Origin of the sequence: Arthrobacter sp. 754 (assembly GCF_040548695.1) — a bacterium.
Classification (GTDB): domain Bacteria; phylum Actinomycetota; class Actinomycetes; order Actinomycetales; family Micrococcaceae; genus Arthrobacter.
In genome coordinates, this window is sequence record NZ_JBEPSC010000001.1 from 863,965 (window position 1) to 889,460 (window position 25,496).

Annotated in this window: 26 protein-coding genes and 1 tRNA gene; 9 read left to right on the forward strand and 18 right to left on the reverse strand. The window is 65.3% G+C overall.

Going from position 1 to position 25,496, the window contains the following annotated elements; genetic code table 11:
- Nucleotides 1-12: 12 nt before the first annotated feature.
- Nucleotides 13-924: a hypothetical protein gene (locus tag ABIA70_RS04095; protein ID WP_354146283.1), complete on the reverse strand. Its 912-nt coding sequence runs from the start codon at nucleotides 922-924 to the stop codon at nucleotides 13-15.
- Between the two features lie 140 nt (nucleotides 925-1,064).
- Nucleotides 1,065-2,741: an AMP-binding protein gene (locus tag ABIA70_RS04100; RefSeq protein WP_354146284.1), complete on the reverse strand. Its 1,677-nt coding sequence runs from the start codon at nucleotides 2,739-2,741 to the stop codon at nucleotides 1,065-1,067.
- A gap of 42 nt (nucleotides 2,742-2,783) precedes the next feature.
- Between ABIA70_RS04100 and ABIA70_RS04105 the strand changes: the two genes are divergently transcribed.
- The gene (locus tag ABIA70_RS04105; RefSeq protein WP_354146285.1) at nucleotides 2,784-3,062 is read left to right on the forward strand and encodes a putative quinol monooxygenase; all 279 of its coding nucleotides are present in this window, start codon (nucleotides 2,784-2,786) and stop codon (nucleotides 3,060-3,062) included.
- A gap of 89 nt (nucleotides 3,063-3,151) precedes the next feature.
- Here ABIA70_RS04105 and trxA read toward each other — a convergent pair whose 3' ends face one another.
- The gene (gene trxA / locus ABIA70_RS04110; protein ID WP_354146286.1) at nucleotides 3,152-3,556 is read right to left on the reverse strand and encodes a thioredoxin; all 405 of its coding nucleotides are present in this window, start codon (nucleotides 3,554-3,556) and stop codon (nucleotides 3,152-3,154) included.
- Between the two features lie 161 nt (nucleotides 3,557-3,717).
- On the opposite strand from trxA, the gene ABIA70_RS04115 reads away from it, so the two are divergent.
- Complete coding sequence (locus ABIA70_RS04115; RefSeq protein ID WP_354146287.1) at nucleotides 3,718-4,644, forward strand: ABC transporter ATP-binding protein; 927 nt, start codon at nucleotides 3,718-3,720, stop codon at nucleotides 4,642-4,644.
- Nucleotides 4,641-5,441: an ABC transporter permease subunit gene (locus ABIA70_RS04120; RefSeq protein ID WP_354146288.1), complete on the forward strand. Its 801-nt coding sequence runs from the start codon at nucleotides 4,641-4,643 to the stop codon at nucleotides 5,439-5,441. Before ABIA70_RS04115 ends, ABIA70_RS04120 begins: the two co-directional genes overlap by 4 nt.
- Here the strand turns inward: ABIA70_RS04120 and ABIA70_RS04125 are convergent.
- Nucleotides 5,382-6,002 (reverse strand): acyl-CoA thioesterase, encoded by a 621-nt coding sequence (locus ABIA70_RS04125; protein WP_354146289.1) that lies wholly within the window; start codon nucleotides 6,000-6,002, stop codon nucleotides 5,382-5,384. The genes ABIA70_RS04120 and ABIA70_RS04125 overlap by 60 nt on opposite strands.
- 509 nt (nucleotides 6,003-6,511) lie before the next feature.
- On the opposite strand from ABIA70_RS04125, the gene ABIA70_RS04130 reads away from it, so the two are divergent.
- On the forward strand, nucleotides 6,512-7,510 hold the full coding sequence (locus ABIA70_RS04130; RefSeq protein ID WP_354146290.1) for a LysM peptidoglycan-binding domain-containing protein: 999 nt from the start codon (nucleotides 6,512-6,514) through the stop codon (nucleotides 7,508-7,510).
- A 70-nt stretch (nucleotides 7,511-7,580) separates the two neighbouring features.
- On the opposite strand, the gene ABIA70_RS04135 is transcribed toward ABIA70_RS04130, so the two are convergent.
- The 3 genes from ABIA70_RS04135 to ABIA70_RS04145 all read right to left on the reverse strand — a co-directional run bounded on the left by ABIA70_RS04135 (nucleotide 7,581) and on the right by ABIA70_RS04145 (nucleotide 8,689).
- Nucleotides 7,581-8,006: a CBS domain-containing protein gene (locus tag ABIA70_RS04135; RefSeq protein ID WP_354146291.1), complete on the reverse strand. Its 426-nt coding sequence runs from the start codon at nucleotides 8,004-8,006 to the stop codon at nucleotides 7,581-7,583.
- A 164-nt stretch (nucleotides 8,007-8,170) separates the two neighbouring features.
- Nucleotides 8,171-8,252, reverse strand: a tRNA-Tyr gene (locus ABIA70_RS04140).
- A gap of 182 nt (nucleotides 8,253-8,434) precedes the next feature.
- Nucleotides 8,435-8,689, reverse strand: a complete 255-nt coding sequence (locus ABIA70_RS04145) for a hypothetical protein (protein ID WP_354146292.1) — start codon at nucleotides 8,687-8,689, stop codon at nucleotides 8,435-8,437.
- 205 nt (nucleotides 8,690-8,894) lie between these two features.
- On the opposite strand from ABIA70_RS04145, the gene ABIA70_RS04150 reads away from it, so the two are divergent.
- Nucleotides 8,895-9,386: a YajQ family cyclic di-GMP-binding protein gene (locus ABIA70_RS04150; protein ID WP_354146293.1), complete on the forward strand. Its 492-nt coding sequence runs from the start codon at nucleotides 8,895-8,897 to the stop codon at nucleotides 9,384-9,386.
- On the opposite strand, the gene htpX is transcribed toward ABIA70_RS04150, so the two are convergent.
- Entirely contained in the window at nucleotides 9,383-10,252 is an 870-nt protein-coding gene (htpX, locus tag ABIA70_RS04155) for a zinc metalloprotease HtpX (RefSeq protein ID WP_354146294.1), read from the reverse strand. The two genes, ABIA70_RS04150 and htpX, sit on opposite strands and share 4 nt — an antisense overlap.
- A 30-nt stretch (nucleotides 10,253-10,282) precedes the next feature.
- A complete protein-coding gene (locus ABIA70_RS04160; protein ID WP_354146295.1) occupies nucleotides 10,283-11,554 on the reverse strand; it encodes an MFS transporter in 1,272 nt (423 codons plus the stop codon).
- A 78-nt stretch (nucleotides 11,555-11,632) separates the two neighbouring features.
- Here ABIA70_RS04160 and ABIA70_RS04165 point away from each other — a divergent pair, with 78 nt between their 5' ends.
- The 4 genes from ABIA70_RS04165 to ABIA70_RS04180 all read left to right on the forward strand — a co-directional run bounded on the left by ABIA70_RS04165 (nucleotide 11,633) and on the right by ABIA70_RS04180 (nucleotide 15,255).
- Entirely contained in the window at nucleotides 11,633-12,400 is a 768-nt protein-coding gene (locus ABIA70_RS04165; protein WP_354146296.1) for a hypothetical protein, read from the forward strand.
- A gap of 30 nt (nucleotides 12,401-12,430) precedes the next feature.
- A complete protein-coding gene (locus ABIA70_RS04170) occupies nucleotides 12,431-12,916 on the forward strand; it encodes a Fur family transcriptional regulator (protein WP_354146297.1) in 486 nt (161 codons plus the stop codon).
- A 7-nt stretch (nucleotides 12,917-12,923) separates the two neighbouring features.
- Nucleotides 12,924-14,411, forward strand: coding sequence for a catalase (locus tag ABIA70_RS04175; protein ID WP_354146298.1), 1,488 nt, complete (start codon nucleotides 12,924-12,926; stop codon nucleotides 14,409-14,411).
- A gap of 208 nt (nucleotides 14,412-14,619) precedes the next feature.
- Nucleotides 14,620-15,255 carry a DUF2461 domain-containing protein gene (locus tag ABIA70_RS04180; protein WP_354146299.1) on the forward strand — a complete coding sequence of 212 codons (636 nt, stop codon included), beginning with the start codon at nucleotides 14,620-14,622 and terminating at the stop codon, nucleotides 15,253-15,255.
- A gap of 57 nt (nucleotides 15,256-15,312) precedes the next feature.
- Here ABIA70_RS04180 and ABIA70_RS04185 read toward each other — a convergent pair whose 3' ends face one another.
- The 9 genes from ABIA70_RS04185 to ABIA70_RS04225 form a co-directional block, all read right to left on the reverse strand.
- Nucleotides 15,313-16,194 (reverse strand): ABC transporter ATP-binding protein, encoded by an 882-nt coding sequence (locus tag ABIA70_RS04185; RefSeq protein WP_354146300.1) that lies wholly within the window; start codon nucleotides 16,192-16,194, stop codon nucleotides 15,313-15,315.
- Nucleotides 16,184-16,957, reverse strand: a complete 774-nt coding sequence (locus ABIA70_RS04190; protein ID WP_354146301.1) for an ABC transporter permease — start codon at nucleotides 16,955-16,957, stop codon at nucleotides 16,184-16,186. Before ABIA70_RS04190 ends, ABIA70_RS04185 begins: the two co-directional genes overlap by 11 nt.
- On the reverse strand, nucleotides 16,954-17,796 hold the full coding sequence (locus tag ABIA70_RS04195) for an ABC transporter permease (protein WP_354146302.1): 843 nt from the start codon (nucleotides 17,794-17,796) through the stop codon (nucleotides 16,954-16,956). Before ABIA70_RS04195 ends, ABIA70_RS04190 begins: the two co-directional genes overlap by 4 nt.
- Nucleotides 17,793-18,779, reverse strand: a complete 987-nt coding sequence (locus ABIA70_RS04200; protein ID WP_354146303.1) for an ABC transporter substrate-binding protein — start codon at nucleotides 18,777-18,779, stop codon at nucleotides 17,793-17,795. The genes ABIA70_RS04195 and ABIA70_RS04200 overlap by 4 nt, the downstream gene beginning before the upstream one ends.
- Before the next feature lie 425 nt (nucleotides 18,780-19,204).
- Nucleotides 19,205-20,755 carry an amino acid permease gene (locus ABIA70_RS04205; RefSeq protein WP_354146304.1) on the reverse strand — a complete coding sequence of 517 codons (1,551 nt, stop codon included), beginning with the start codon at nucleotides 20,753-20,755 and terminating at the stop codon, nucleotides 19,205-19,207.
- A 174-nt stretch (nucleotides 20,756-20,929) separates the two neighbouring features.
- Nucleotides 20,930-21,337 (reverse strand): DUF779 domain-containing protein, encoded by a 408-nt coding sequence (locus ABIA70_RS04210; RefSeq protein WP_354146305.1) that lies wholly within the window; start codon nucleotides 21,335-21,337, stop codon nucleotides 20,930-20,932.
- The gene (gene adhP / locus ABIA70_RS04215) at nucleotides 21,337-22,359 is read right to left on the reverse strand and encodes an alcohol dehydrogenase AdhP (RefSeq protein ID WP_354146306.1); all 1,023 of its coding nucleotides are present in this window, start codon (nucleotides 22,357-22,359) and stop codon (nucleotides 21,337-21,339) included. Before adhP ends, ABIA70_RS04210 begins: the two co-directional genes overlap by 1 nt.
- A 75-nt stretch (nucleotides 22,360-22,434) precedes the next feature.
- The gene (gene exaC / locus ABIA70_RS04220; RefSeq protein WP_354146307.1) at nucleotides 22,435-23,958 is read right to left on the reverse strand and encodes an acetaldehyde dehydrogenase ExaC; all 1,524 of its coding nucleotides are present in this window, start codon (nucleotides 23,956-23,958) and stop codon (nucleotides 22,435-22,437) included.
- Between the two features lie 131 nt (nucleotides 23,959-24,089).
- Complete coding sequence (locus tag ABIA70_RS04225; protein ID WP_354146308.1) at nucleotides 24,090-25,493, reverse strand: GAF domain-containing protein; 1,404 nt, start codon at nucleotides 25,491-25,493, stop codon at nucleotides 24,090-24,092.
- Between the last annotated feature and the right edge of the window lie 3 nt (nucleotides 25,494-25,496).

Sequence of the window (25,496 nt, forward strand, 5' to 3'; positions counted from 1 at the left end):
GGGTTGGTTTTATTAGCGGCGGGCCCGTTTGATTCTGGCAATGAGGCCCTGAAAATCCTCGGCGAGATCGTCTGCGTTCGGTTTGAAATAGGACCATCCCGCGCTGATGAAGAATTCGTCGCGGCGGTTATCGCGCGACTGCTGTTCCCGCGACCGGTGATGTTCGCCGTCGTACTGCACCGCGATCCGGTGTTTCCGGAAGCCAAGATCGGCTGCGGGCGACCTCGGATCGTCGGGATCAAGACGGAGCTGCAATTCGGGTTCAGGCAGGTGCGCGTCCGCGAGCGCCAGCCGAAGGAACGTTTCGGGGAACGAATCAGACCCTACCCGCATCTCATCCAGCGCCAGCCGCGCCTTTTCAACGCCTTTCATGTTGGGATGCTGCCGGATCAGCAGGCGCAGACCATCGGTATGGGCGAAGGGCGTGCTGCGGAACTCCAGCTCCGGCCGGGGAACGCGGATCAGCTGGTCTCCCATGGCCACGAGATATCGCAGGGGCAGCTCATGGGCCAGGTCAAGCCACGTCCGCGCAGGCCCGCTCACCCTGATCCCGTCTATTTCCACGACTTCGCCCGGGATCACGTGCACGCGGTGACCGACGACGCCGGCGCGCCGCACCCTGGGCAATCCATGCGGCTTGCTGAGGTGGAAACGCGGCTCCTGGTCCAGCCAGGGAGGAAGGCTCAAATCGAAGAAAGCAGCCGCTGTCTCGTGGGACACCCAGGCGTCCGGAGTAGCAGTGCAGAGCACGCGTGCCCGGTCCACCAGGGAAAGGTCCCGCCCGGCGTGCGTCCGAATCAGCCGCCCGGCACCCACCAGGTCCTTGGCCCGCAGGCGGTTCGGTGCAACATCCAGGGCCCGTGCCTGATAGACCGTGAACGGAAGCTTGGAGAGCTCCTCGGGAAGTGGCTTCGCCGTAACCATGGCACCAAGTCTGCACCCTGGCAGGATTCCCTTCAGAAGTTATCCACAGGACAGCCCCGGACCCGGCAACGCGGGGTCACTCCGTGCCCAAAGAAGCCGAATTATCGGGCCACGAGTGACCCCGCGTTGCTTTGGTGTGGTCAGAGGCCGAGCCGGGCCACGGCTTCCTCGCGCATCTGAACCTTGCGGATCTTTCCGGAGACGGTCATCGGGAAGCTCTGGCGGATGTCCACGTAGCGCGGGATCTTGTAGTGCGCCAGCTGCCCGCGGCAGAATTCGGCGACGGCGGCCGCGTCCAGCGGTTCCGCGCCGGGCTTGAGGATGATGCAGGCCATCAGTTCCTCACCGTACCTGGGGTCCGGCACGCCGATCACCTGCACGTCCTGGATCGAGGGGTGGCCGTACAGGAACTCCTCAACCTCGCGCGGGTAGATGTTCTCGCCGCCGCGGATCACCATGTCCTTGATCCGGCCCTCGATCACCACGTAGCCGTCCTCATCCATCCGGGCCAGGTCGCCGGTGTGCATCCAGCCGTCAGCATCGATTGCTTCCGCGGTCTTGTCGGGCTGGTCCCAGTAGCCCTGCATCACCGCGTAGCCGCGGGTGCAGAGCTCGCCGATCTCGCCGCGTTCCAGCACCTCGCCCGACGCAGGATCCACAATCTGGCTTTCCAGCCGCGGCATGGTGCGGCCAACCGTCTCGGTCCGCTGCTGCAGGGTGTCGCCGTCGCGGGTCATGGTGGACACCGGCGACGTCTCGGTCATGCCGTAGCAAATGGCCACATCCTTCATGTTCATCTCCGAGATCACCCTGTTCATCACCTCGATGGGGCACAGCGAGCCCGCCATCACGCCGGTCCGCAGTGTTGAGAGATCGTAGGAGGCGAAGTCAGGCAGGGAGAGCTCGGCAATGAACATGGTGGGCACGCCGTAGAGCGACGTTCCGCCGAAGTCCTGCACGGCTTCCAGCGCCGCGGCCGGGTTGAAGCCGCGGCCGGGAATGATGGTGGCAGCACCGTGGCTGAGCGCGGCCAGGTTGCCGATCACCATCCCGAAGCAGTGGTAGAACGGCACCGGAATAACCACCCGGTCATGTTCGGTGTACCCCAGCAGTTCGCCGATCGAGTAGCCGTTGTTCAGGATGTTGTGGTGGGTCAGCGTGGCACCCTTGGGGAAACCTGTGGTCCCGGACGTGTACTGCAGGTTGATGGGGTCGTGCGGGTCAAGTTCGGCCATCCGCGCCTTCAGGCCGGAATGCCCGACGTCGTCAGCCCGCTTGAGCAGCTCGGCGTACGTCAGCTCCTCAGCACTTTGGGGGACGCCGGCGTCGAGCCCCTCCGTTCCGGAGTCCGGCAGGAACACCAGTTCCCGGAGCTCCGGACAGGTTGCCAGCGCCTTGCGCGCCATCGCCACGTAATCGGCAGTGCGGTCCGAGGGCGCAGCCACCAGCATCCGCATGCCGTTCTGCTTCACCACGAACTCCAGCTCGTGGCTACGGTACGCGGGATTCACGTTCACCAGAATGGCGCCGGCCTTGGCGGTGGCGTATTGCAGGATGGTCCACTCCGCACAGTTCGGGCTCCAGATGCCCACCCTGTCACCCTTGGCAACACCCAAGGCGAGGAGCGCACGCGCGAGGCGGTCGACGTCGTCGTTCATCTTGGTGTAGCTCCAGCGGCGGGCGTCGGCGCCGGGCACGGCCGCGGCCTCGATCAGTGCGTCGTGGAAGGGGAACCGGGCCACCACACGCTCAAAGTTCGTCCCGATGGTCTCTTCGAGCAACGGGACGTCAGTGTCCCCGGCTGTGTAAGCGCGCATGATGGCACGCTACACCCTGCGCTCCCCGGTATTGTGAAATCCATGACTGCACCCATCGACCTCAAGGCAACATTCATCCCGAACGAGGGCGAGTTCTTCCGTGTGAAGCTCGCCCTGGAAATCGCCATTGACGAGGTGGTGAACGAGCCCGGCTGCATCCGCTACGAGCTGACCGAGGCCACCGAAGAGAAGCTGGTCCTGACCGAGCAGTGGGCGTCGGAAGAAGAGCTGGAAAAGCACTCCAAGGGCACAGCCGTCCAGGACCTGAACGAGTCATTGAGCGCCCTGCTGGCCGAACCGGTCAAAGTGGAGCGCATCTAGCCGTCCGCAAACAGCAACGCGGGGTCACTTTTCGCCCGAAGAACCGAAGTTATTGGGCGGAAAGTGACCCCGCGTTGCTTTAACGAAAGTCAGTCCTGCGGTCCGGCCGGCTCGCCGGCGGTTGCTTCGGCTTCCGCCTGCGAGCGCGCCACGTGGGCGTGGACCTCGTCCATGTCCAGGGCCTTGACCGCGTCAACCACCTGTTCGAGCTGCTGGGCGTTCAGGGCGCCGGGCTGCGAGAACACCAGGACCTTTTCACGGAACGCCATGAGCGTGGGGATGGAGGTGATTCCGGCCTCGGCGGCGAGCTGCTGCTCAGCCTCGGTGTCCACCTTCGTGAACAGGACATCGGTGTGCTTCTCCGATACCGCCTTGTACGTGGGCCCGAACTGCTTGCACGGACCGCACCACTCAGCCCAGAAGTCCACCAGGACAATGTCATTGCCCTCGATGGTCGATGCGAACTGTTCACCTGTGATGTCTAGGGTAGCCATGGCTTCAACGGTACGCGAGCGTGCGGCGGATGTCGCGGCCACGGGTCCCCTGTTCGCTTCCCGCGTCATCGGGAATAAGGATGAAAGTCCGTGTACAGACGGCCTCACGGGAGCTTACCCTTGGCCTCATCAGCCGCCGGACACCGGGCAAAGGAGGGTGCATGACCACTGCAATTTCCGTCAGGTCGCTCACCAAGAAATTCGGCCGGCGTGAAGTGCTCCACGGTATCGATTTCGCCGTCGACGCCGGCTCCGTCTTCGGCGTGATTGGCCCCAACGGCGCAGGCAAAACCACCACCATGCGCTGCCTGCTGGACATCATCCGTCCCACCTCCGGGGAAGTCCGGGTCCTGGGCGTTGACCCACGGGTGGGCGGGCCGGAACTCCGGCGCCGGATCGGTTACCTTCCCGGCGAGCTGTTCCTTGAGGGCCGCGTGACTGGACGCAAGCTCCTGGATCACTATGCGGCCATCAGCGGTCCCGTTCCGCCAGGACGGATCAATGAACTGGCCGAGCGTTTGGGGCTGGACCTTGGCCGGCACACCCGGAAACTGTCCAAGGGCAACAAGCAGAAACTCGGCCTGCTGCAGGCGTTTATGCACGAGCCCGAACTCCTGGTCCTGGACGAGCCCACCAGCGGCCTGGATCCGCTGGTCCAGCAGGAGTTCCACGCGATGGTCCGCGAGGCGCGGCACAAAGGCCAGACCATCTTCCTCAGTTCCCACGTCCTGAGCGAAGTCCAGCAGACCGCAGACACGGTAGCCATCCTGCGCGACGGCCGGATCATCACCGTGGAATCCGTGGCCGGTCTCCGCGAGGCCGCCGTCCGGCGGATGCGGCTCACGGCAGACGGGATTACAGCGCACGACGCCGCGGCGCTGCTGGGGTCCGTGCCCGGCGTCGGACATGTGGAGGTGCTCGAGTCCGGTGACGGAGTGACCCTTTCCGCCACTCTTGAGGGTGATATCCAGCCACTCATCCGCACCCTGGGAACGCTGCTGCACCTCAAGGACCTCGTGCTCGAGGAACCCGACCTGGAGGACTCGGTGCTGAAGATGTACTCGAGCCCGCAGGAGGTTGCACCGTGAGCACCACCCTTCCGCTGTTCCGCCGGGCGTTCTTTGACACCTGGCGCTCAACCCTGGGCTGGGGAGCCGGCTTGGCCGCCGCGATCTTCCTGTACCTGCCGCTGTACCAGTCCTTGGGCGGCAGCGCGCAGATGCGGGATTTGATCAAAGCTTTGCCCGCCGAGATGACCAAGGCCCTGAACTATGATCAGATCGCCACCGGGCCGGGGTATACCCAGGCCACACAATTCGGGCTGATCGGGTTCATGCTGATGACCATCGCATCCGTTGCGTGGGGCGCCGCTGCGGTGGGCGGGGACGAGGAGTCCGGCCAGCTCGAACTCACCCTTGCCCACGGCGTTACGCGCGCCCAAGTGGTGTTGGAGCGCGCCCTCGCCTTGCTGCTGAGGCTGGTTCTGCTGACGGCGCTGGTCTTTGTGCTGATCCGGCTGCTCAACGAACCGGCCCAGCTGGAGATCCGGCCGGAAAACCTCTTCGGGGCGTCAGTTCTCTTCGCCGGGCTGGCCCTCCTGAGCGGAACAGTAGCATTGTGCGTAGGAGCCATCACCGGCCGCCGTACTTACGGTCTGGCCGCCGGTGCCGCGGTGGGGGTCCTCGGTTATGTCTTCAACGCCGTAGGACGCCAAAGCCAGGACGTGGAGTGGCTGCTGAACCTGAGCCCGTACCACTGGGCCTACGGCAATTCGCCAGTGGCCAACGGCGCGGATTGGGCCGCTGCCGGGTGGCTCTGGGGCATTTCAGCCGGCCTGGTGGTCCTGGCCGCCGTTGCCCTGAGCCGCCGGGATGTGGGCGCTTAGGTCCGCCTCTGCCACAGCTTCCCACACGTGCGGGGCCGGCGTCCGGCTGCCGGGGAGGGCGTTTGTTTCACGCCATTCATGGATCCACGCGGGGAGTTCGAGTCCCGCCGGGGGCTGGCCGAACTCGCGCAGGATCTCCTCCTGGCTGACCGGCTTGCCCTTGCTGACCAGGCGTGTGGCGATGTAGGCACGGGCGTAAATCTCGCCGTCGGCCACCATGCGCTGCTCGAAGTAGATGGCTTTGGCGTCCAGACCGATGATCTTTGTCTCTATCGTGTATCTCTGCCACAGCTGCAGCGATTTCCGGAAGGCGATGGTCTCCCCCGCCGCCACGGGGCTCCAGCCGCGCCGGCGCATGGTTTTCCAGACGCCGCTGCGGACCATGAGGTCGAACCGGCCCAGGTCCATCAGGGAAAAGTACATGCCGTTGTTGACGTGCATGGCGATGTCGATGTCCGTGGGCAGGACCTTGAGCGGCAGGGAGGAAGTGTCCCAGATGGTCAGCGCGGGGCGGCGGGCGGACGTGAAGAGCATCAGGATGGTTCGCAGGAGGAGGTGCATTCCCTGATGTTACCCGGCGGTAACATCGCCGGTAAAGTCGATCCGTCACCGCCTCGAGAGGCTCCTGGCCCGTCCAGCTGGTGGAGGAGATCGCTTCGCTGCGGCGCGAAATCGCCGAATTCAAGGAACGCGGCAGCCTCTGACCTGCGGGTACGCAGGTAGTGACCCCAAAAGGTTGAGTAGATGGCTGCGTCCGGCTAAGTAATCCACAGGGAAATTCGGGTAACTCCTACTCGTGCCGCCCCCGTTCCTGTTTCCTAGACTCGGAGTTCCTAGGGCCGAATAAGTTGCTGGCGCATCCTCCGAGCTGGGGTGGATGATGCCGCTTCATAGTGGAGTTTCCGTATCTTCTGGGTATGCGGACGGCTCCCATCGTGCGCATCCGTGCGCGGTCCGGTCACGGCCGGGACCGCGTTTGCGCATCACACCCCGATCCGTCCTGCAACGTGGCATTAGCGGATTTACACTGCTGTGCCGCCGACCGGGGCCGACCTGCGATGGGCAACCCCATGAATCAGTTGACCGTTAATACGACCGAACCACCCCACCGAAACTTCGAAACCGATATCCCGCGGGCAGACCTCACTCCAGGCCGCAATCCCGTCGGCAACCGGCTGTGGGCCGGGATGGCCATCGCGGCAGTCGCCTCCGCCGTGGCCGTCGGAGCCATTGCGGGACCGCCCCGCACAGCTGAAATTACCCCGCCCGCGGACAACATGACGACGGCGGCAGCACCGCTTGTGGCCGTCGCCCGGCCACTGGTGGCACTGCCGTTGGACGAAGCGTATGTTGGCGCGGTCCAACCGGACGCCGCACCGGCGTCGTCGGCCGCCCCGGCGGAGGCTGCCCCTGCACCCGCGGCTCCTCCCCCGCCGGCCCCGGTCCCTGAGCCTGCTCCTGCGCCTGCGCCTGCGCCTGACACGAACGTCTATACGGTGGAGCCCGGCGATACCGTCGGCGGGATCGCGGCCAGGTTCGGTGTGGACATGAACGCGATGCTCGCCGCCAACGGACTGGGCGCCTATAGCATCATCGTCCCCGGCCAGACCCTGAAGCTGACCGGACCCGCCGTCGCGGCACCTGCGCCAGCGCCAGCGCCAGCGCCGGCAGTGGCGGCTGCGGCACCGGTTGCTGCTGCACCTGCGCCGGCTACGGCGCCGGTAGTCCAGGCCGCACCTGCCGTCCGGACCATCTACGTGGCAGGTTCCGGCGGCCAGTCCATGGTGGACGCGTGCATCGGGCCCATCCACTACACACCCAACGACGGCTACTCGCTCTTCATCACGGAGCACGATTTCTGCGGCGGCTGGGCCCGCTTCTCGGGGATCGGCGTCGGCGAAACTGTCAGCATCCCGGGCTACGGGACGTTCACGGCGACCGGGCGTGGCCAGGTACCCAACCCCGGGACCACCAACGATGTCATTCGGGTTTTCGGCGGTTTTCCCAGGGCCATCCTGCAGACCTGCATCCCCGGCACCAGCCAGATGCTCCTCATCGCACTGAACTGACTCAGTTGTAATGACAGACCAGCGCCACGGAGCGGACTCCGTGGCGCTGGTCTTTGTTGGCCTTATCCGGCTACACCGAGTGACGTTCCGAAATGTGCTCCACCAGTTCGCCCACACGTGCTTCAGAGTAATTGCGAGCGATGTCGCCCTGGCTGATGATCCCGACCAGCTTGTGGTCGGCAATGACCGGCAGCCTCCGGACCTGGTGCCTCTCCATCAGCTCGATGGCGGCATCCACATTCGCGTCGGCATCCACCCAGTACGGCTTGCCAGTGGCGAGGTCGCGGGCCAGTACTTCGCGTGGGTCGCGGCCGGCGGCGACGCACTTGAGCACGATGTCACGGTCAGTGATCATGCCCTTCAACTTGCCGTCATCACCACAGATTGGCAGTGATCCGCAGTCCAGATCCTGCATCATCTTGGCGGCATCTACGAGGGACTGGTTCTCCGGAATACACCTTGCATCAGTAGTCATGAATTCACGTACAGCACTCATTGGTCCTCCTTCATCGATTGAGGTATCGACGCAGGGCACCGGGGCTCGTGCGCCGATGCTGCCAGCCTACGCCGGGGCCAGCGCGGATGTCGACGACGGTTTGCAACTGTTTTTGGACACAAAAAAGCTCCGGAACCTGGTGGTTCCGGAGCCTTTTCGTTGGGTGGCAGATGAGGGATTCGAACCCCCGTAGGCGTTGCCAGCTGATTTACAGTCAGCCCCCTTTGGCCGCTCGGGTAATCTGCCGAACTTCAAAAGAAGATCACCCCCGGCTGCAGTGTTCAGAACGTCCGTTTCCGGGCCGTTCCGCTTCCAGTAACCGCGGGCAAGACAACTTTACAGAACTTCTGCCGAAGAATCGAATCGGCGCGGAGGGCAGTGGAAAACGGCCCGCAAAGCCCCTCAATTCCGCGGAACTGGCGGGAAAACTACGCCTCGCCCAGTATCCGTCCGGCGAGTCTGGCCTCGAACTTCACCGCCTGCTCCTCAGTGATCTGGTTCAGCTGGACGGCGCGCAGCAGGTCCTCGCTCACGCCGTCCATGCGGGCCGAGGCATCCGGGACCGGACTGAAAATGATGGAGGCGGCGATCGCCGCGGCGGCAACGGAGGTGGCAGCGGTGACGACTGCTCCGGCGGCGGCGGAGGTTGTTCGGGTGACGTAGCGGACGGCGTTGCGGTGCATTGCTTTCCCTTTCGGACTGCTTTTCAACTCCTCCAACTCTCACCGGCCCGGCTTCGTTCCCGCCGGGCGTCCGCTAGGAGGGAACTGTGAATCCGCAACAGGGACTTGTACACCGCCGCGCAGCAGCGGATCCGTATTAGGCTGGAATACAGAGATCCCCGCCCTGCAGAGGCATGTCAGGGTACCCATCAACGTAAGGAGAGTCATGGCAGGCGAGTCAACGTTCGACGTCGTAAGCAAAGTGGACAAGCAGGAAGTTGCCAACGCACTGAACCAGGCGCAGAAGGAACTGGTCCAGCGCTACGATTTCAAGGGCGTCGGCGCCGAGGTCGATTTCAGCGGCGAAAAGATCCTGATGAAGGCCAACTCGGAGGAACGCGTCCTGGCAGTCCTGGACGTGCTCCAGTCCAAGCTGATCCGCCGCGGCATCTCACTGAAGTCCTTGGACACGGGCGAGCCGTACCCGTCCGGCAAGGAATTCCGGCTGGAAGCCACCATTAAGGAAGGCATCGAGCAGGACCTGGCCAAGAAGATCAACAAACTGATCCGCGATGAGGGGCCCAAAGGCGTCAAGTCCCAGATCCAGGGCGACGAACTCCGCGTCTCGTCCAAGTCCCGCGATGACCTGCAGTCCGTCATGGCACTGCTGAAGGACTTCGACGAGGCTGACCTGCAGTTCGTCAACTTCCGCAGCTAGGTCAGCGGGCGGCCGGCCATCCGTTCGAGCCGGGTAATCCGGTCCTGCATCGGCGGATGGGTGGCGAAGAGCCTGGTCATTCCACCGCCCCGGAACGGGTTGGCGATCATCAGGTGCGAGGTGTTGACCAGCTTCTGGTCCTGCGGGAGCGGCACGATCCGCACGCCCTGCTCAATCTTTCGCAGGGCTGAGGCGAGCGCCAACGGATCCCCGGTCAGCTGCGAACCGTCCTCGTCGGCGTCGTACTCCCGGGTCCGGGTGATGGCGAGCTGGATCAGCGAGGCCGCAAACGGTGCGAGCAGGGCCATCGCCAGCGTGGCCAGCGGGTTGGCGTTGCGCCGGTCGCCGCCGCCGAAGAACAGCAGCATCTGCCCCACGGACGTGATCACGCCCGCCACCGCGGCGGCCACCGACGAGGTGAGGATGTCCCGGTTGTACACGTGCATCAGCTCATGCCCCAGCACCCCGCGGAGCTCCCGGGCATCAAGCAACTGCAGGATCCCTTCGGTGCAGCAGACCGCGGCATTCTGCGGATTGCGGCCGGTGGCGAACGCGTTCGGGTTCATGGTGGGCGAGAGGTAGATCCGCGGCATCGGCTGGTTGGCCCGGACGGAGAGCTCGCGGACGATCTGGTAGAGCTGGGGCGCCTGGGCCTCCGTGACGGGGTAGGCCTGCATGGAGCGGATGGCGATCTTGTCGCTGTTCCAGTAGCCGTAGGCAGTGGTGGCGACGCCGATGACGGCCATGATCCAGATGGGCGCGGAACTGCGGGTGTTGAGGCCGATCAGGGCGCCCAGGGCAAGCAGGACAGCCCACAGTGCGCCGAAAAGCGCAGCAGTCTTGAGGCCGTTGTAATGCTTGTGCACGTCGGCTCCTCCGTCTCCGTGTGGCCGGTCCTAAGGCACCGGGTTATGGGCATCGTACTTCCTGAAGCCCGGCTGCAGCTGCGCCGCCAGCAATGCGACGGCGATGCACAGAATCCCGCCGAGCAACAGCACCCAGCCCTCACTCAAAATTTTAGTCCCGGCGCCTGCCAGCAGGTCACCCACGCGCGGGCCGCCGGCCACCACAACGATGAAAACCCCCTGCAGCCGTCCGCGCAGGTGGTCCGGCGTCGCTGCCTGCAGGATGGTGTGGCGGAAGACCGCGCTGATGGAATCTGCGATCCCTGCCAGGGCACAGCACAAAGCCGCCGGCACCAGCCAACCGGTCACGCCGCCGTCGTCCGTTCTTCCGGCCAGAAGCACCACCACACCGAAGCCGGCGATCGACGCGCCCCAGCCCATCACGGACCACACCACGGCACTCCCCTGCCGCCGGACATGGCCCAGCGGCCCGGAAAATAGCCCGGCCAGGAACGCGCCCACCGCGGTGGAAGCGAGCAGGATTCCTACCGTGGACTCGCCGCCGCCGATCATCACCGCGCCGATCGCCGGCATCAGCGCCCGCGGCTGGGCAAGGATCATGGCCACGAGGTCGATGATGAACGTCATCCGCAGGTTGGGCCGGGTGCCCAGGAACCGGAAGCCCTCAATGACGGACCTGATGCCGGCCCGCCCCGCACTGCCCGAAGGCGGCATGCACGGCAGCCGGAACACGGCCCACAGCACAAAGGCGAAGCTGACGAAGTCGATGGTGTAGGTCCAGCCGAAGCCCACCCAGGCCACCAGCACGCCGGCCAGGAGCGGTCCCACAGTCATGGCCAGCCCGAAGGAAACCATGCTGAGGGCGTTGGCGGCGGGGAGCAGTTCCTTGCGGATCAGGACGGGGATGATGGCGCTGCGTGCCGGCTGGTTGATGGCCTGGGCACCGCTCTGGAGCGCCACGAGGAGGTAGAGCACCCAGACGTTGCCCAGTTGCAGCCAGGACTGGAGGGCGATCAGGCCCGTGGTCAGCCACAGGACGGAGGTGGCAAGGAGGGCAACGCTGCGGCGGTCGTGCGAATCGGCGATGGACCCGCCCAGCAGCCCGCCGAACACCAGGGGAACCAGGGCGAAGACACCCAGCAGCCCCACGTAGAAGCTGTCATGCGTGAGCCTGTAGACCTCCAGGCTGACGGCCACCAGCGTGAGCTGGCTCCCGACGGCGGAAACGGCGGAGCCAAGCCAGAGCCGGCGGAACGCAGGGCTCTCCTTGAGCGGTGTGATATCGGCCAGCAGTTTCCCCACCCTGCAACCCTAGTGGGCTCATCCGTCACCTCTTTTGTCACACGCTTGCTATCCTCAGGCGGGGGAAGGAGTTGGCACATGAATCTGTCGAGGCGGCTGCTTTACGCATCGGAAATCTGGGAAGTGGCCCGTCCCCGGACAGCCCTGACCGCCGGCCATCTCCTCATCCGGCTGAGCAACCCGGCCATAGCCTTCGATCTGCAGTCGGCCAAGGACTGGCTGGTGTGTGCGGGCGCCGCCCGCCGCGCCCTGGCCGAAGTGCTGGGCGCCACGGGCTTCGCTGTGGTTTTTGCGCACCAGTGGCACCCCATCGGCGCAGCGATCGGCGAGCCCGAGGTGGAATCCTCCACGCCGACGTTCCATCTCTTCGGCCGCTGGGACGGCGAGACCGTCAGCCCCGGCGCGCAGTTGCTGCTTCCGGCGCAGCGCCGTCTGCCCGTTGCAGCCACAGAACTCATGAAGTACGACGACGGCCTCCGGGCTGCGCTGCGGCGCTCGGCTCTGGAGCGAACGGCTGTTGTCCCGGAACCTGAGGCCGGGGCGGCGCCGGCCGTTGACCTGCCCGCGGTCCTGTCCTGGCCGCCGGAACCCGATCTCGGGCCGCGGCACACCATGCTGGCAACGGATTCCGGCACTCCGCACATCGCCCCGGCTGATTTGCTGGCAGCGGCCGCTGCCCTGCCGGGCCTGGTCACGCGCCTCGGGGTCAGCGGGCTCAGCTGCGTAGCTGCCGATGCCGCAGGTCCCCGGCTGGAGATCCATGCCCTGGGCCGCTCGGTGGGCGAGCCGGTCAATCCCTTGGAAGTGCTGCTCAAGCTTCCGGAGGTTAGCCAAGCCTTATTGTGATGAGTTCATAATAAGTGCTTCAATGGAGCCATGACGGAGAACTTTGGCGGCCACGACGCATGGGCTGCTGCCCTGCGTGCCCACGGCCGCCGGGTGACCAAACAGCGGCTCGCCGTGCTGGCTGCCGTCGAACATCACCCGCACTCCCCGGCCGAGAGCATCCTGGCCGCCGCCCGCGCCGAGCTCCCCGAACTGACTGCACAGTCTGTGTACGTGGTCCTGGGCGACCTGACGGACCTGCACATGCTCCGCCGCTTCGAGCCGCCGCATTCGCCCGCCCTGTACGAGACGCGCGTCGGCGACAACCACCACCACGCCATCTGCATCAGCTGCGGCCGCGTTGAGGACGTGGAGTGCGCCGTCGGGCACGCCCCCTGCCTCACCCCGCACTGGGACGAAAACGCCAAGCCGATGACCATCCAGATTGCCGATGTGATGTACCAGGGCATCTGCCAGGACTGCCAGCAGTCCCAAAAACTTCCTTCAGAACATCCCTCACAAGTAATCGAGAAATAGGAGAACAATGACTGCCATTTCAACCACCCAGTCAGGTGCGCCCGTCACGTCCGACGCGCATTCCCAGACCGTCGGCGCCGACGGTGCCATCATCCTCACTGATCACTACCTGATCGAAAAGCTCGCACAGTTCAACCGCGAGCGTGTGCCGGAGCGTGTAGTGCACGCCAAGGGCGGCGGCGCCTTCGGTACCTTCAAGACCACCTCGGACGTCTCCAAGTACACCAAGGCCGCGTTCCTGCAGCCCGGCGTCGAGACCGAGATGCTGATCCGCTTCTCCTCCGTCGCCGGCGAGGCCGGCTCCCCTGACACCTGGCGCGATCCCCGCGGCTTCGCCGTCAAGTTCTACACCTCCGAGGGCAACTACGACCTCGTGGGCAACAACACCCCCGTGTTCTTCATCCGCGACGGCATCAAGTTCCCGGACTTCATCCACTCCCAGAAGCGCCTCCCGGGCACCCACCTGCGCGACGCCGACATGCAGTGGGATTTCTGGACCCTGTCCCCGGAGTCCGCACACCAGGTCACCTGGCTCATGGGCGACCGCGGCCTGCCGGCTTCCTGGCGTGAAATGCAGGGCTACGGCTCGCACACCTACCAGTGGATCAACGCCGAAGGTGAGCGTTTCTGGGTCAAGTACCACTTCAAGTCCAACCAGGGCGTCAAGTCCATCACCGGTGACCAGGCCGAAGAACTGGCCGGCTCGGACGCGGACTTCTACATCCGCGACCTGTCCGAAAACATCGCCGCAGGGAACTTCCCGTCCTGGGAGCTGCACGTCCAGGTCATGCCCTACGAGGACGCCAAGACCTACCGCTTCAACCCGTTCGACCTCACGAAGGTGTGGCCGCACGCGGACTACCCGCTGATCCACGTCGGCACCATGGAGCTCACCCGGAACCCGGAGAACTACTTCGCGCAGATCGAGCAGGCCACCTTCGCGCCCTCGAACTTCGTCCCGGGCATCGCCGCTTCCCCGGACAAGATGCTGCAGGCCCGCATCTTCTCCTACGCCGACGCACACCGCTACCGCGTGGGCACTAACCACGCCCAGATCCCCGTGAACCTGCCCAAGAACCAGGTCAACAACTACAGCCAGGACGGCGCCGGGCGGTACCACTTCAACGCTCCGTCCGTTCCGGTCTACGCCCCCAACTCGGTGGGTGGCCCGGCAGCCCTTGAGCCGGCTTCCCCCGCCGGTGGCTGGGAGAACGACGGCGAGCTCACGCTCTCCGCGCACTCCCTGCACGCCGAGGACGGCGACTTCGGCCAGGCCGGCACGCTGTACCGCGAGGTGTTCGACGACGGCGCCAAGGCCCGCCTGCTCGACACCATCACCGGCGCCGTGGGCGGCGTGAAGACCGCTGAGATCAAGGAACGCGCCATCCAGTACTGGACCAACGTCGACGCCGAACTCGGCGCCAAGCTGCGCGCCAACCTGGGCACCGTCGCCGCCGCCGACTCCGACGCCGAGGCTGCCAACAAGATCGGCTAGCCACTCTTGTCGGCCATCGTGCCGGCAAGAGTTCCGGCACGAGTTCCGGCAACAGGACACCCCGTCACGGTTTATCCGTGGCGGGGTGTCCTGCATGCCGGTGTCCTGGGTTCCGGGCACTCCATACGTTCCGGGCGCTCCATGGGAGATTTCCACATAGGCGCGGGCGGCTCTGGCTGGCGCTGCCCGTGATCCCTAGGATCACAGCATGACTACTTTCCAAGGCATTCCCCCAGGGGCCTTCGCGTTCTATGCGGAGCTTGAGGACAACAACAACCGGGAGTGGTGGCTGGAGCACAAGGACAGCTACATCAGCCTGGTCCGGGATCCGCTCACGGCCCTGCTGGCGGAGCTGGAACCCCGGTTCGGGCCGGCGAAGATCTTCCGGCCCAACCGGGACGTCAGGTTCTCACAGGACAAGTCGCCCTACAAGACCGCGCAGGGCGCTTTCGCCTCGGCGCAGGAGGGCGTGGGGTACTACCTCCAGGTCAGCGCGGACGGGCTCCTGGTGGGCGGCGGATACCACTCCCACACCCCGGCCCAGCTCGCCCGTTTCCGGAACTCCGTGGACGCGTCCGGGACAGGAGAGTCGCTGCGGCAGATAGTGGACGGCGTAGCTGCTGCCGGCTTCGCGGTGGAGGGCGAGAAGCTCAAGACCGTGCCCCGTGGCTATGTCCGGGACCATCCGCGGGCTGAGCTGCTCAAGCACAAGTCGTTGTCCGCGGGCGTCGGGCTGGGCCAGCCTGACTGGGCGGCGACTCCGGCTGCGGTCCAGGAGATCGCGGAACGTTGGGACAAGCTGCGGCCACTGGTGGAGTGGGTGGGCCGGCACGCGGCTCCGTGACGGCCCACCCGGTTTGGTTGCCCGGCTGCCCGGTCGGGACAGCCGGGCAGGTACTGCTCAGGCCGACGTCGAGCCAGCCGTGGTTGTGCCTGGTGCAGGCGTGCCTGCGGCAGGGCTGCCGGCAGCGGCCGGCCGGTGGCCCTTTTTGGCCAGCTGGATCTGCTCGTAGACGTGGTGCCGCAGCTCGGTGAACCGCGGCAGTGAACGGGTCTCCAACTGGTCGCGCACCTCCGGGAGGTCAATCACGATGTCCTCCTGAATCACCGTCGGGGAGCTGGAGAGGATGATGACCCGCTCGCCAAGGTAGACGGATTCGTCGATGTCGTGGGTTACGAACAGCACGGTCACGCCGAACTTTTTCCAGACCACGCGGATGAGGTCCTCCAGGTCCGCGCGGGTCTGGGCGTCCACTGCGGCGAACGGCTCGTCCATCAGCAGGACTTCGGGCTGATAGGCGATCGCACGGGCGATTGCCACGCGCTGCTGCATGCCGCCGGAGAGCTGCCAGGGGTAGGAGCGCGGAACGTGCGACAGGCCCACGGCTTCCAACGCCTCGTCGACGATCCGGTCACGCTCGGCTTTGGGCATGCCCTGGTTCTTCAGGGGAAGCTCCACATTGTCGCGGACCCGCATCCAGGGAAACAGCGAGCGGCCATACTCCTGGAACACCACTGCCATCTTCTTCGGCGGCCCCACCACGCGCTTGCCGTCCAGCAGCACTTCACCTTCGGTGGGGGCCATCAGCCCGGAGATGCATTTCAGGAGGGTGGTCTTACCGGACCCCGACGGGCCCACCAGGCAGGCCAACTCGCCCGCACGGAGATCGAAAGTCAGGTTCCGGACAGCCTCGACGTCGCCGCCGTCGGTCTGGTAGACCTTCTTCACGCCGCGGACGGAGAGCATCGGCTCCGGGCTGCCCTGAGTTGGGTCAGGCTGCATTTTCTACCTCTTTCTGGCCGTGGTACCAGCGCAGGATGTTCCGCTCGGCCCACTGGAAGATGAATGACATGGCCACGCCCAGCAGGCCGAGAACCACGATTCCGGACCACATTTCCGGGATGGCGAAGGACCGCTGGAACTGGACGATGGTGAAGCCCAGTCCGGAGGACGAGGCAAACATTTCGGAGATGACCATCAGGATCAGCCCAAGGGACAATGACTGGCGCACACCGGCAAGGATCTGCGGACTGGCGGAGGGCAGCACCAGGTAACGGACGCGGGCCCAGCCACTGATGCCATACGTATGGGTGGAGTCGGAGAGCACCGGGTCAACAGCACGGACGCCCTCAATGGTGTTCAGCAGCACTGGCCAGACGCAGCCGGAGATGATGACAACCACTTTCATGGAGTCGGTGATGCCCATGAGCAGCATCAGCACCGGGACCAGGACGGGCGGCGGGACAGCCCGGAAGAATTCCAGTGTGGGCTCCAGCAGGGCCCGGAGCCACTTGATCGATCCGATGAGGACGCCGCCGACGACGCCGATGATGATGGCCGCAACCACACCCACCAGGAGCCGTCCCAGGCTGGGCAGTACATCACTGAAGAAACGGTCCCCGAACCAGACTTCACCGAACGTTTCGACCAGGTTGGCAGGCGTGGGGACGAAGAAGTTTGGCTTCCCCAGCGTTGAAGCCCACCAGACCAGGACCAGCAGAACCGGCAGGCCCACTATGTAGCCGAGAGTCTTCAGACTTTTCATACGATCACCTCAGACCGGACGGAGGAGTGCCAGGACAGTGTCTTCTTCTCGATAAACCGCATCAGCACGTTGATTAGGACGCCGATCAAGCCGGTGGCGAGGACCAGGGCGTACATACCCGAGATGGCGCCGCCGGACTGCGCGAGCGCGATTTCGCGGCCAAGTCCCGGCGAGCCGATCACCAGCTCCGCCGTTATGGCCAGGACCAGCGCCACCGTTGCAGCGAGCCGGACGCCGGTCATCAGGTAGGGAAGGGCCGTGGGGAATACGACGTAGCGGATCCGGGCCATCCGTCCCAGGCCGTAGGTCTTCGCGGTGTTGTTGGCGACCATGTCGACGTCGGCCACACCGTAAAGGACCTGGATCAGGACCTGCCAGAAGGCGGCGTAAGTAATCAGCATCAGGGAGGATTCGATCTTCACGCCGAAGAGCAGCACGGCGAGTGGAATCAGTGCCACGGACGGGATGGGGCGCAGGAATTCAACCGTGGAGTTGGTGGCCTTCCTGAGAAAGTTGCTGGAGCCGATGATGAAGCCGGCCAGCACCGCCAGGGCGACAGCGATGACCAGGCCAAGGAACCAGGCCTTCATGGTCTCGCCAACCGAAACCCAGAAAGCGGTGAGCCCGAAATCGACAGCCAGGGCGGCGATGACCTCGCTGGCCGGCGGCAGATACCGCTGATCGATAAGGCCAAGCCGGGGAATAAGTTCCCACGTAACCAGGAACCCGATGATCCCCGCCACCCCGAGCAGCTGCTTCGATGGAATCCCGCTGGGCTTCCTGCGGCGCCGCTCCACGCTCGGGGCGGCGCCACCGGAGGCTGGAGTTTTCAGGCTCACGGGAGGAGATCGCCGGCGCTCGGGGCCTTGGTCAGCGTGCCGTACTTCGCGGCAGCCTCGCCCAGGGTCTTGAAAGCATCCTTGTTGAACTCAACGCGGTAGCGCGGCAGGATCATCTTCGCGCGGGTTGCCTCGTCGATCTTGGTATAGGTGCCTACGATGTCGCGGACTTCCTGCGGGTGGGCCTGGGAATACTCAAGGGACTTGTTCATCGCGCGGGTGAATTTCGCCGTCAGTTCCGCCTTGCCCGCGACGGTATCCGCTTTGGTGAAGTAGCCGGCGATATCCAGTTCCGGGCTCATCTCCACGAAGTTCGAGGAGACGATCGTTCCGCCTTCAGCTACTGCCTTGGACAGGAAAGGCTCGAGGATCCACGCCGCCTCCACCTGCTTGTTGGCCAGGGCTGCAGGGGCGTCCGGGAAGGCAACCTCAACGAACTTCACGCCGCTCGGATCGCCGCCGTCCTTTTCGATGACGGACTTGATGGTGGTGTCGCCGATGTTGGAGAGGTTGTTCACCGAAACGGTTTTACCGGCAAGGTCCTTCGCGGACTTGATGCCCGATCCCGCAGGGACGACGACCCCGCCGATGTCCTTGCCCTTTTCCCCGGTGGTGGAGGCGCCGTTGGCGACAAACTTCAGGTCCAGTCCCTTATCCTTGGCGACCATGACCGAAATGAGGTTCGAGAAGGCGAAGTCGAAGCTGCCGCTGACGATGCCCGGAACGATCGCTGCGCCGCCGGTGGCCGTCTGGATGTCAAGCTGCAGACCCTCTTCCTTGAAGAAGCCCTGCTTGGCACCCAGGAAGATCGGCGCGCAGTCGACGATCGGAATGACCCCGACGCTGACCTTGGTAAGGGTGGCGTCACCGGTGGCTGCGCCGGAAGCCGTGCCGCCGCCGGTGGAACTTGGCGAGCCACTTCCGCAGGCCGCAAGGCCGAAGACTGACGCGGCGGCCAAGGCTGCGAAAATACGACGTTTCATGTTCACTCCTATGTGCACATGGCGCGGGTCTACGCTCACCCTACGCCCGGATGTTCGGGATTCGAACAGGCGTTCGAATTTAAGTTTGAACCAACTCTAATGTGAGGTCAACCACAGGAACCACACGAACCACATTGTTACAGCTCCACGACGGCGGCGGCAGTAAGTGTTACCTAACGGCGCCGCCGGCCACACCGTCAGGAGCAACTAAGGCCAACGCGGGGTCACTTCCGGCCCAATTCCGGGCGTGGATTGGGCGCGGAGTGACCCCGCGTTGCTCAGGTCCGGCCCGCCAAACGAGAGCGCCAGACGAAGCGCGCCCGGACAGACGAAGCGCGCCCGGACAAACGGAACCGCCCGCCGACGGTGGTCGGCGGGCGGTTCCGTTCAATGCGGCGGCTCAGGCAACAGCGGTCTGCAAGGTGTCAGACCCGGGTGAGCTCGTCGTCGTCGGCGGCTTCCGGCGCAGCGTCCGCGGCGGCGCGGTTTACTGCCTCATTGGCCTCGGCGAACTTTTCGTTCAGGCGGGAGTGCCGCTGGCCGTAGGCGAAGTAGATCGCGATGCCAATGACCAGCCAGCCGGCGAAGAAGATCCACGTCTCGACGGCGAGGTTGGTCATGAGGTAGAAGCAGAGCACTGCCGAAACGACAGGGAGGACCTTGCCGAAAGGCACCCGGAAGGAGGGCTTCAGGTCCGGACGCTTCTTGCGGAGCACCAGGATGCCCAGGCTCACGACGACGAACGCCGAGAGCGTGCCGATGTTGATCATTTCCTCCAGCAGATCCACGTTGGTCAGGCCGGCCACCAGGGCGACCAGCGCACCGCAGAGGATCTGGAGGCGGACCGGCGTCGAACGCTTATCGCTGGTCTTGGAGAGGGCACGCGGCAGCAGGCCGTCGCGGCTCATGGCCAGCACCACGCGGGAGAGCCCCATCAGGAGCACCATGATCACCGTGGTGAGGCCGATCAGGGAGCCGAAGGCGATGACCTTGGCGGCGGTGGTGTTGCCGACGGCCTCGAAGGCTGTGGTGAGGGTGGGGTTCTCGGCTGCGGCGAGGTCGGTGTAGGACACCATTCCGGTCAGCGCGAGGGACACCAGGATGTAGAGCACCGTCACCACGGCGAGGCCGCCGAAGATGCCGCGCGGCAGGGTCTTCTGCGGGTTCTTGACTTCCTCGGCGGAGGTGGCCACGACGTCGAAGCCGATGAAGGCGAAGAAGACCAGGGCAGCGCCGGCGAAGATCCCCAGGGTGCCGTACTGCGCGGGCGCGGCACCGGTGAGGAAGCCGAAGAACGACTGCTTAAGGACGTCGGCGGTGCCGCCGCCGGTAGGAACAGCAGTGGGGATGAACGGGCTGTAGTTCTCAAATTTCACGTAGGTGAAGCCCACCACGATCACGAACAGGACGACGCCGATCTTGACCAGCGTGAAGATGTTGCCGACGCGGGCGGAGAGTTTGGTGCCGAGCACCAGGAGCACGGTGAAGACTGCAACGATCAGGAAGGCGCCCCAGTAGAGGTCCACGCCGCCGATGGACAGCGCCGGCGGGATGTCGGCTCCCATCAGCGCGAACACCTTGCTGAGGTAGATTCCCCAGTACTTGGCGATCACTGCCGCGGCGGTGAACAGTTCCAGGATGAGGTTCCAGCCGATGATCCAGGCCAGGAGCTCGCCCATGGTGGCGTAAGTGAAGACATAGGCGGAGCCGGCGACCGGGATGGCGGTGGCGAACTCGGCGTAGCACATGATGGCCAGGGCGCAGGTGATGGCGGCAACCGCAAAGGAGACAGTTACTGCCGGGCCGGAAAAGTTGGCCGCGGCCTTGGCACCCACTGAGAAGATGCCGGCGCCGACAGCTACGGCAACGCCCATGATCATCAGGTCCCAGGTGCTGAGCGAACGCTTGAGCTTGCGTCCGGGCTCATCGGCGTCAGCCATGGACTGCTCGATGGATTTGGTCCGGAGAAGGTTCATAAGAAGTTCCACAATCCTGATTGTGTTGGAAACAGACTTATCAACTTTACGGTCCATCCACTGGACCCTCCCAATTGTTCCGCATGGTGAGATGGGCAGGAAGCCGAACTTAATTGCGGAAAACACGTTGAGGCCCTCCTTTCGGAGGGCCTCAAGGCTTGAGCGTCGAACGGCTTAGACGGGCCAGTCCATCAGCGTGGACCGGATGAGGAAGCGTTTCCCCTCCGGCGCCTCAACGGAAAACCCGCTGCCCCGGCCGGGCACCACGTCCACCGCGAGGTGGGTATGGCTCCAGTAGCTGAACTGCTCCCGGGACATCCAGAACTCCAGCGGCTGCGGCTCGATCCCGTCCGAGATGTCGAACAGACCCAGCAGGACGTCGGAGTCCCCGGTGATGAACTCCCCGGCCGGGTAGCACATGGGCGAGGACCCGTCGCAGCAGCCGCCGGACTGGTGGAACATCAGCGGGCCGTGGTGCAGCCACAGTTTCCGCAGCAGTTCCACGGCCTCCGCGGTGAGCGCCACCCGGGAGAAGTCCTCCCCGGGCAGCGTCACTGCGGCGTCGAGCCTCGGCTGGGGCATCAGAACCTCAGCACCACACGGCCGTCGATCTTGGCGTGCTTCATCTCATCCAGCACGGCGTTGACTTCGCCGAGTCCGCGGACCGAGACCGTGGGGTGGATCTTGCCCTGGGCGTAGAAGTCCAGGGCTTCCTCGAGGTCCTGCCGGGTGCCCACGATGGAGCCGCGGACGGTCAGGCCCTTGAGCACAATCTCGAAGATGGGCGCCGGGAAGTCGCCCGGCGGCAGGCCGTTGAACACAATCGTCCCGCCCCGGCGTGCCATGCCGATGGCCTGGCCGAAGGCTGACGGGTGCACTGCTGTGACCAGGACGCCATGGCAACCTCCGGTTTCGCGCTGGATGACTTCTGCTGGATCTTCGTGCAGGGCATTGACTGTGAGCTCGGCCCCGTGGGCTTTGGCGAGGGCCAGTTTGTCGTCGGCGATGTCGACGGCGGCAACCCGAAGGCCCATGGCCACTGCGTACTGGACCGCGATGTGCCCCAGCCCGCCGATGCCGGAGATGGTGACCCACTGGCCCGGCTTGGCCTCAGTCATTTTCAGGCCCTTGTAGACCGTGACGCCGGCGCACAGCACCGGGGCGATCTCCACCGGGTCCGAGCCGGCCGGGATCCTGGCGGCAAACCGGGAGTCCACCAGCATGTACTCGCCGAAGGACCCGTCAACGCTGTAGCCTGCGTTTTTCTGTGCCTCGCAGAGCGTTTCCCACCCGGTGCGGCAGTACTGGCAGTCGCCGCACGCGGACCAGAGCCAGGCGTTGCCCACGAGGTCGCCGACGGCGAGGTCAGTGACGCCTTCGCCGAGGGCAACGACTTCACCCACTCCCTCGTGGCCTGGAATGAAGGGCGGCGACGGCTTGACGGGCCAGTCGCCCTCCGCCGCGTGAAGGTCGGTGTGGCAGACGCCGGTGGTGATGACCTTGACCAGGGCTTCCCCCGGCCCCGGGGTGGGGATGGCGAGGTCCTGGATCTGGAGATCCTTGCCGAATTCGGTTACTACTGCTGCTTGCATTGTCGTCGTCATTGGCGAAATCCTTGCGTTGTTGTAGTGATCGTGAAGGGGTAGGGGCGGCCGGGAGGCCGCCCCACCCAGCCGGGCTTAGAAGAAGCCGAGCTTGTTTTCGTTGTAGCTGACCAGCAGGTTCTTGGTCTGCTGGTAGTGGTCCAGCATCATGGAGTGGTTCTCACGTCCGATGCCTGAGGACTTGTAGCCGCCGAACGCGGCACCGGCCGGGTAGGCGTGGTAGTTGTTGACCCAGACACGGCCGGCCTGGATTTCGCGGCCTGCGCGGTAGGCCACGTTGCCGTTGCGGGACCAGACTCCGGCGCCGAGTCCGTAGAGGGTGTCGTTGGCGATGCCCATGGCGTCGTCGTAGTCGCTGAACTTCGCTACCGAGACCACGGGGCCGAAGATCTCCTCCTGGAAGATGCGCATCTTGTTGTGGCCCTCGAAGACGGTGGGCTGGACGTAGTAGCCGCCGGCCAGGTCGCCGGGGAGCTCGGCGCGGGCGCCGCCGGTGAGCAGCTTGGCGCCCTCCTGCTTTCCGATGTCGATGTAGGAAAGGATCTTTTCCAGCTGGTCGTTAGAGGCCTGAGCACCCACCTGCGTTTCGGTGTCCAGCGGGTTGCCTTGGATCATCTTTTCCACCCGGGCCACGGCGTCTGCCATGAAGGATTCGTAGATGTCCTCCTGGACCAGCGCGCGGGACGGGCAGGTGCAGACCTCGCCCTGGTTGAAGGCGAACAGCGCGAAGCCTTCCTGCGCCTTGTCGTAGAAAGCGTCGTTGGACTCGGCAACGTCGCTGAAGAAGATGTTGGGGCTCTTGCCGCCCAGTTCCAGGGTGACCGGGATCAGGTTCTGGCTGGCGTACTGGCTGATCAGGCGGCCTGTGGTGGTTTCGCCGGTGAAGGCGATCTTGCGGATCCGCGGGCTGGAGGCGAGCGGCTTGCCGGCCTCGACGCCGAAGCCGTTGACCACGTTCAGGACACCGGCGGGGAGCAGGTCACCGATGAGCTCCATCAGGACCAGGATGGACGACGGCGTCTGCTCGGCGGGCTTGAGGACCACGGCGTTGCCGGCTGCGAGCGCCGGGGCGAGCTTCCAGACCGCCATCAGGATGGGGAAGTTCCAGGGGATGATCTGACCGACGACGCCGAGCGGCTCGTGGTAGTGGTAGGCGGTGGTGTCGTCATCGAGCTGCGACAGCCGGCCTTCCTGGGCGCGGACGGCGGAGGCGAAGTAGCGGAAGTGGTCCGCAGCGAGCGGCATGTCCGCGTTGAGGGTCTCGCGGATGGGCTTGCCGTTGTCCCATGATTCGGCGACGGCCAGCATTTCCAGGTTCTCGTCGATGCGGTCCGCGATCTTGTTCAGGACCGCTGCACGTTCTGCCACCGAGGTCTTGCCCCAGGACGGTGCAACCTTGTGCGCGGCGTCCAGCGCCAGTTCGATATCCTCCGCGGTGCCGCGGGCAACTTCGCAGAAGACCTTGCCCGTGACGGGGGTGATGTTTTCGAAGTACTGCCCCTTGACGGGGGCAACCCATTCGCCGCCGATGTAGTTCTCGTAGCGGTCCTTGAAGGTGACCTTCGAACCCTCGGTACCGGGCTGGGCGTAAACAGTCATTGCTAGCTCCTTTGCTGTGCATGAGGCGGCGCCTGATGCTGCGGCCGCCGTTGGATCCAGCGTAGGAGTGGGAAGGTTGCAGTCAGGTTGCAGGCATGTGAGCCAGCTCACTGGCGTGCAACTGATTCGGTTTAGGCGCTCAGTTCGGCTTCCAGCCGTTCAAGATCGGCGACGACGGCGGCCCGCTTGGGCGAGCGGGGCGGCAGGAGTTTGAGGGCCGCAAGCCGCACCCCGACGTCGTCCCTTGCCTCCGGGAGCTCCGCATACTTGAGCAGGGTCTCGGCGCTGCCGTCCGTGAGGACGGCCTCCCGCATGAGCGATGCCACACGCTCGCGGAGGTCGATGACGCCGGGCGCTTCGGACTTCGGCAGCAGTGCGCCGCGGTAGATTTCGAGGGCGATGCGGTGGGCGCCGCGCTGCAGGCAGCTGAGCACCTGGCCGCTGTCCGGGACTAGGTCCATGGCGAGTTTGTACGGCCGGGATTCGGGGACGGCAGCAGGATTGAGCTGCTGGAGGACCTTGCGGAGCCTGACCATTTCGGCGCGGAGTGTCATGGTGGAGCCGTCGCCCGGGTAGAGGAGGACGCACAGCTCCTCGGCGCTCAGGCCGTCGTGGTGGGCGCTGAGCAGGGCCAGGATTTCGCTGTGCCGGGCGGAGAGTGCCACGGTTTTGCCTTCGATGCTGAGCAACGCCTGGTCGCGGCCCAGCAGCTGGAGACTGTTGCGGTAGAGGCTGCTTTCCTTCGTGCCCGAGCCGGCCCGGGCAGAGCCGGCCCGCCCGGAACCGGACCCCGCAGCGGCGCCGGTGTTCCGCCGTCGTGCGGGGCGGCTGGCGAGGGTGGCCGCGAGCTGGAGCCGCTCGACGCGGAGCTGTGCCTGGGCGGCGGCAACGGTGGCTTCGACGAGCGAGAGGGTGTGGGGTGCCACCGCGGCGGCGGTGCCGGTGATGTCAACTACGCCCAGCAGCGCCCCGGAATCCGGGTCATGGAACGGCACGGCTGTGCAGCTCCACGGGTGGACGGACCGCTGGTAGTGCTCCGCCCCGGAAATCTGGATGCCCCGGCCCAGGGCCAGGGCGGTTCCGGGGGCGCTGGTGCCGACGGTGGCCTCGGACCAGTCGGCGCCGGGGACGAACATCATGCCTTCCGCGCGGCGCTGCATGCCGGGGTCGCCCTCCACCCAAAGCAACCGGCCCACCTCGTCGCCCACGGCCACGAGCAACCCGCTGTCGTGGCTGGGCTGGACCAGGAGTTTGTGGATCACGGGCATGATGCTGGCGAGCGGGTGCTGCCGGCGGTATTCCTCGAGCTCGTCCGCATCCATGGCCAGCGGGGCTTCAGGGTTGTCCGGGTTGGCCTTGAGGCTGGCGGACCGTTGCCAGGATTCCCTGATCAGTTTGCGCAGGCCGGGGATTTCTTGGGCGGCCGGGAACAGCAGGCCGCCGTCCAGCTGCTCATGGCCGGCCAGGGCACCGCGTTGGAGCCGCCCTGCGGTGTCGTCGCCGCCGGGGGCTGCGGGGTGGATCAGGTTCCTCATCGA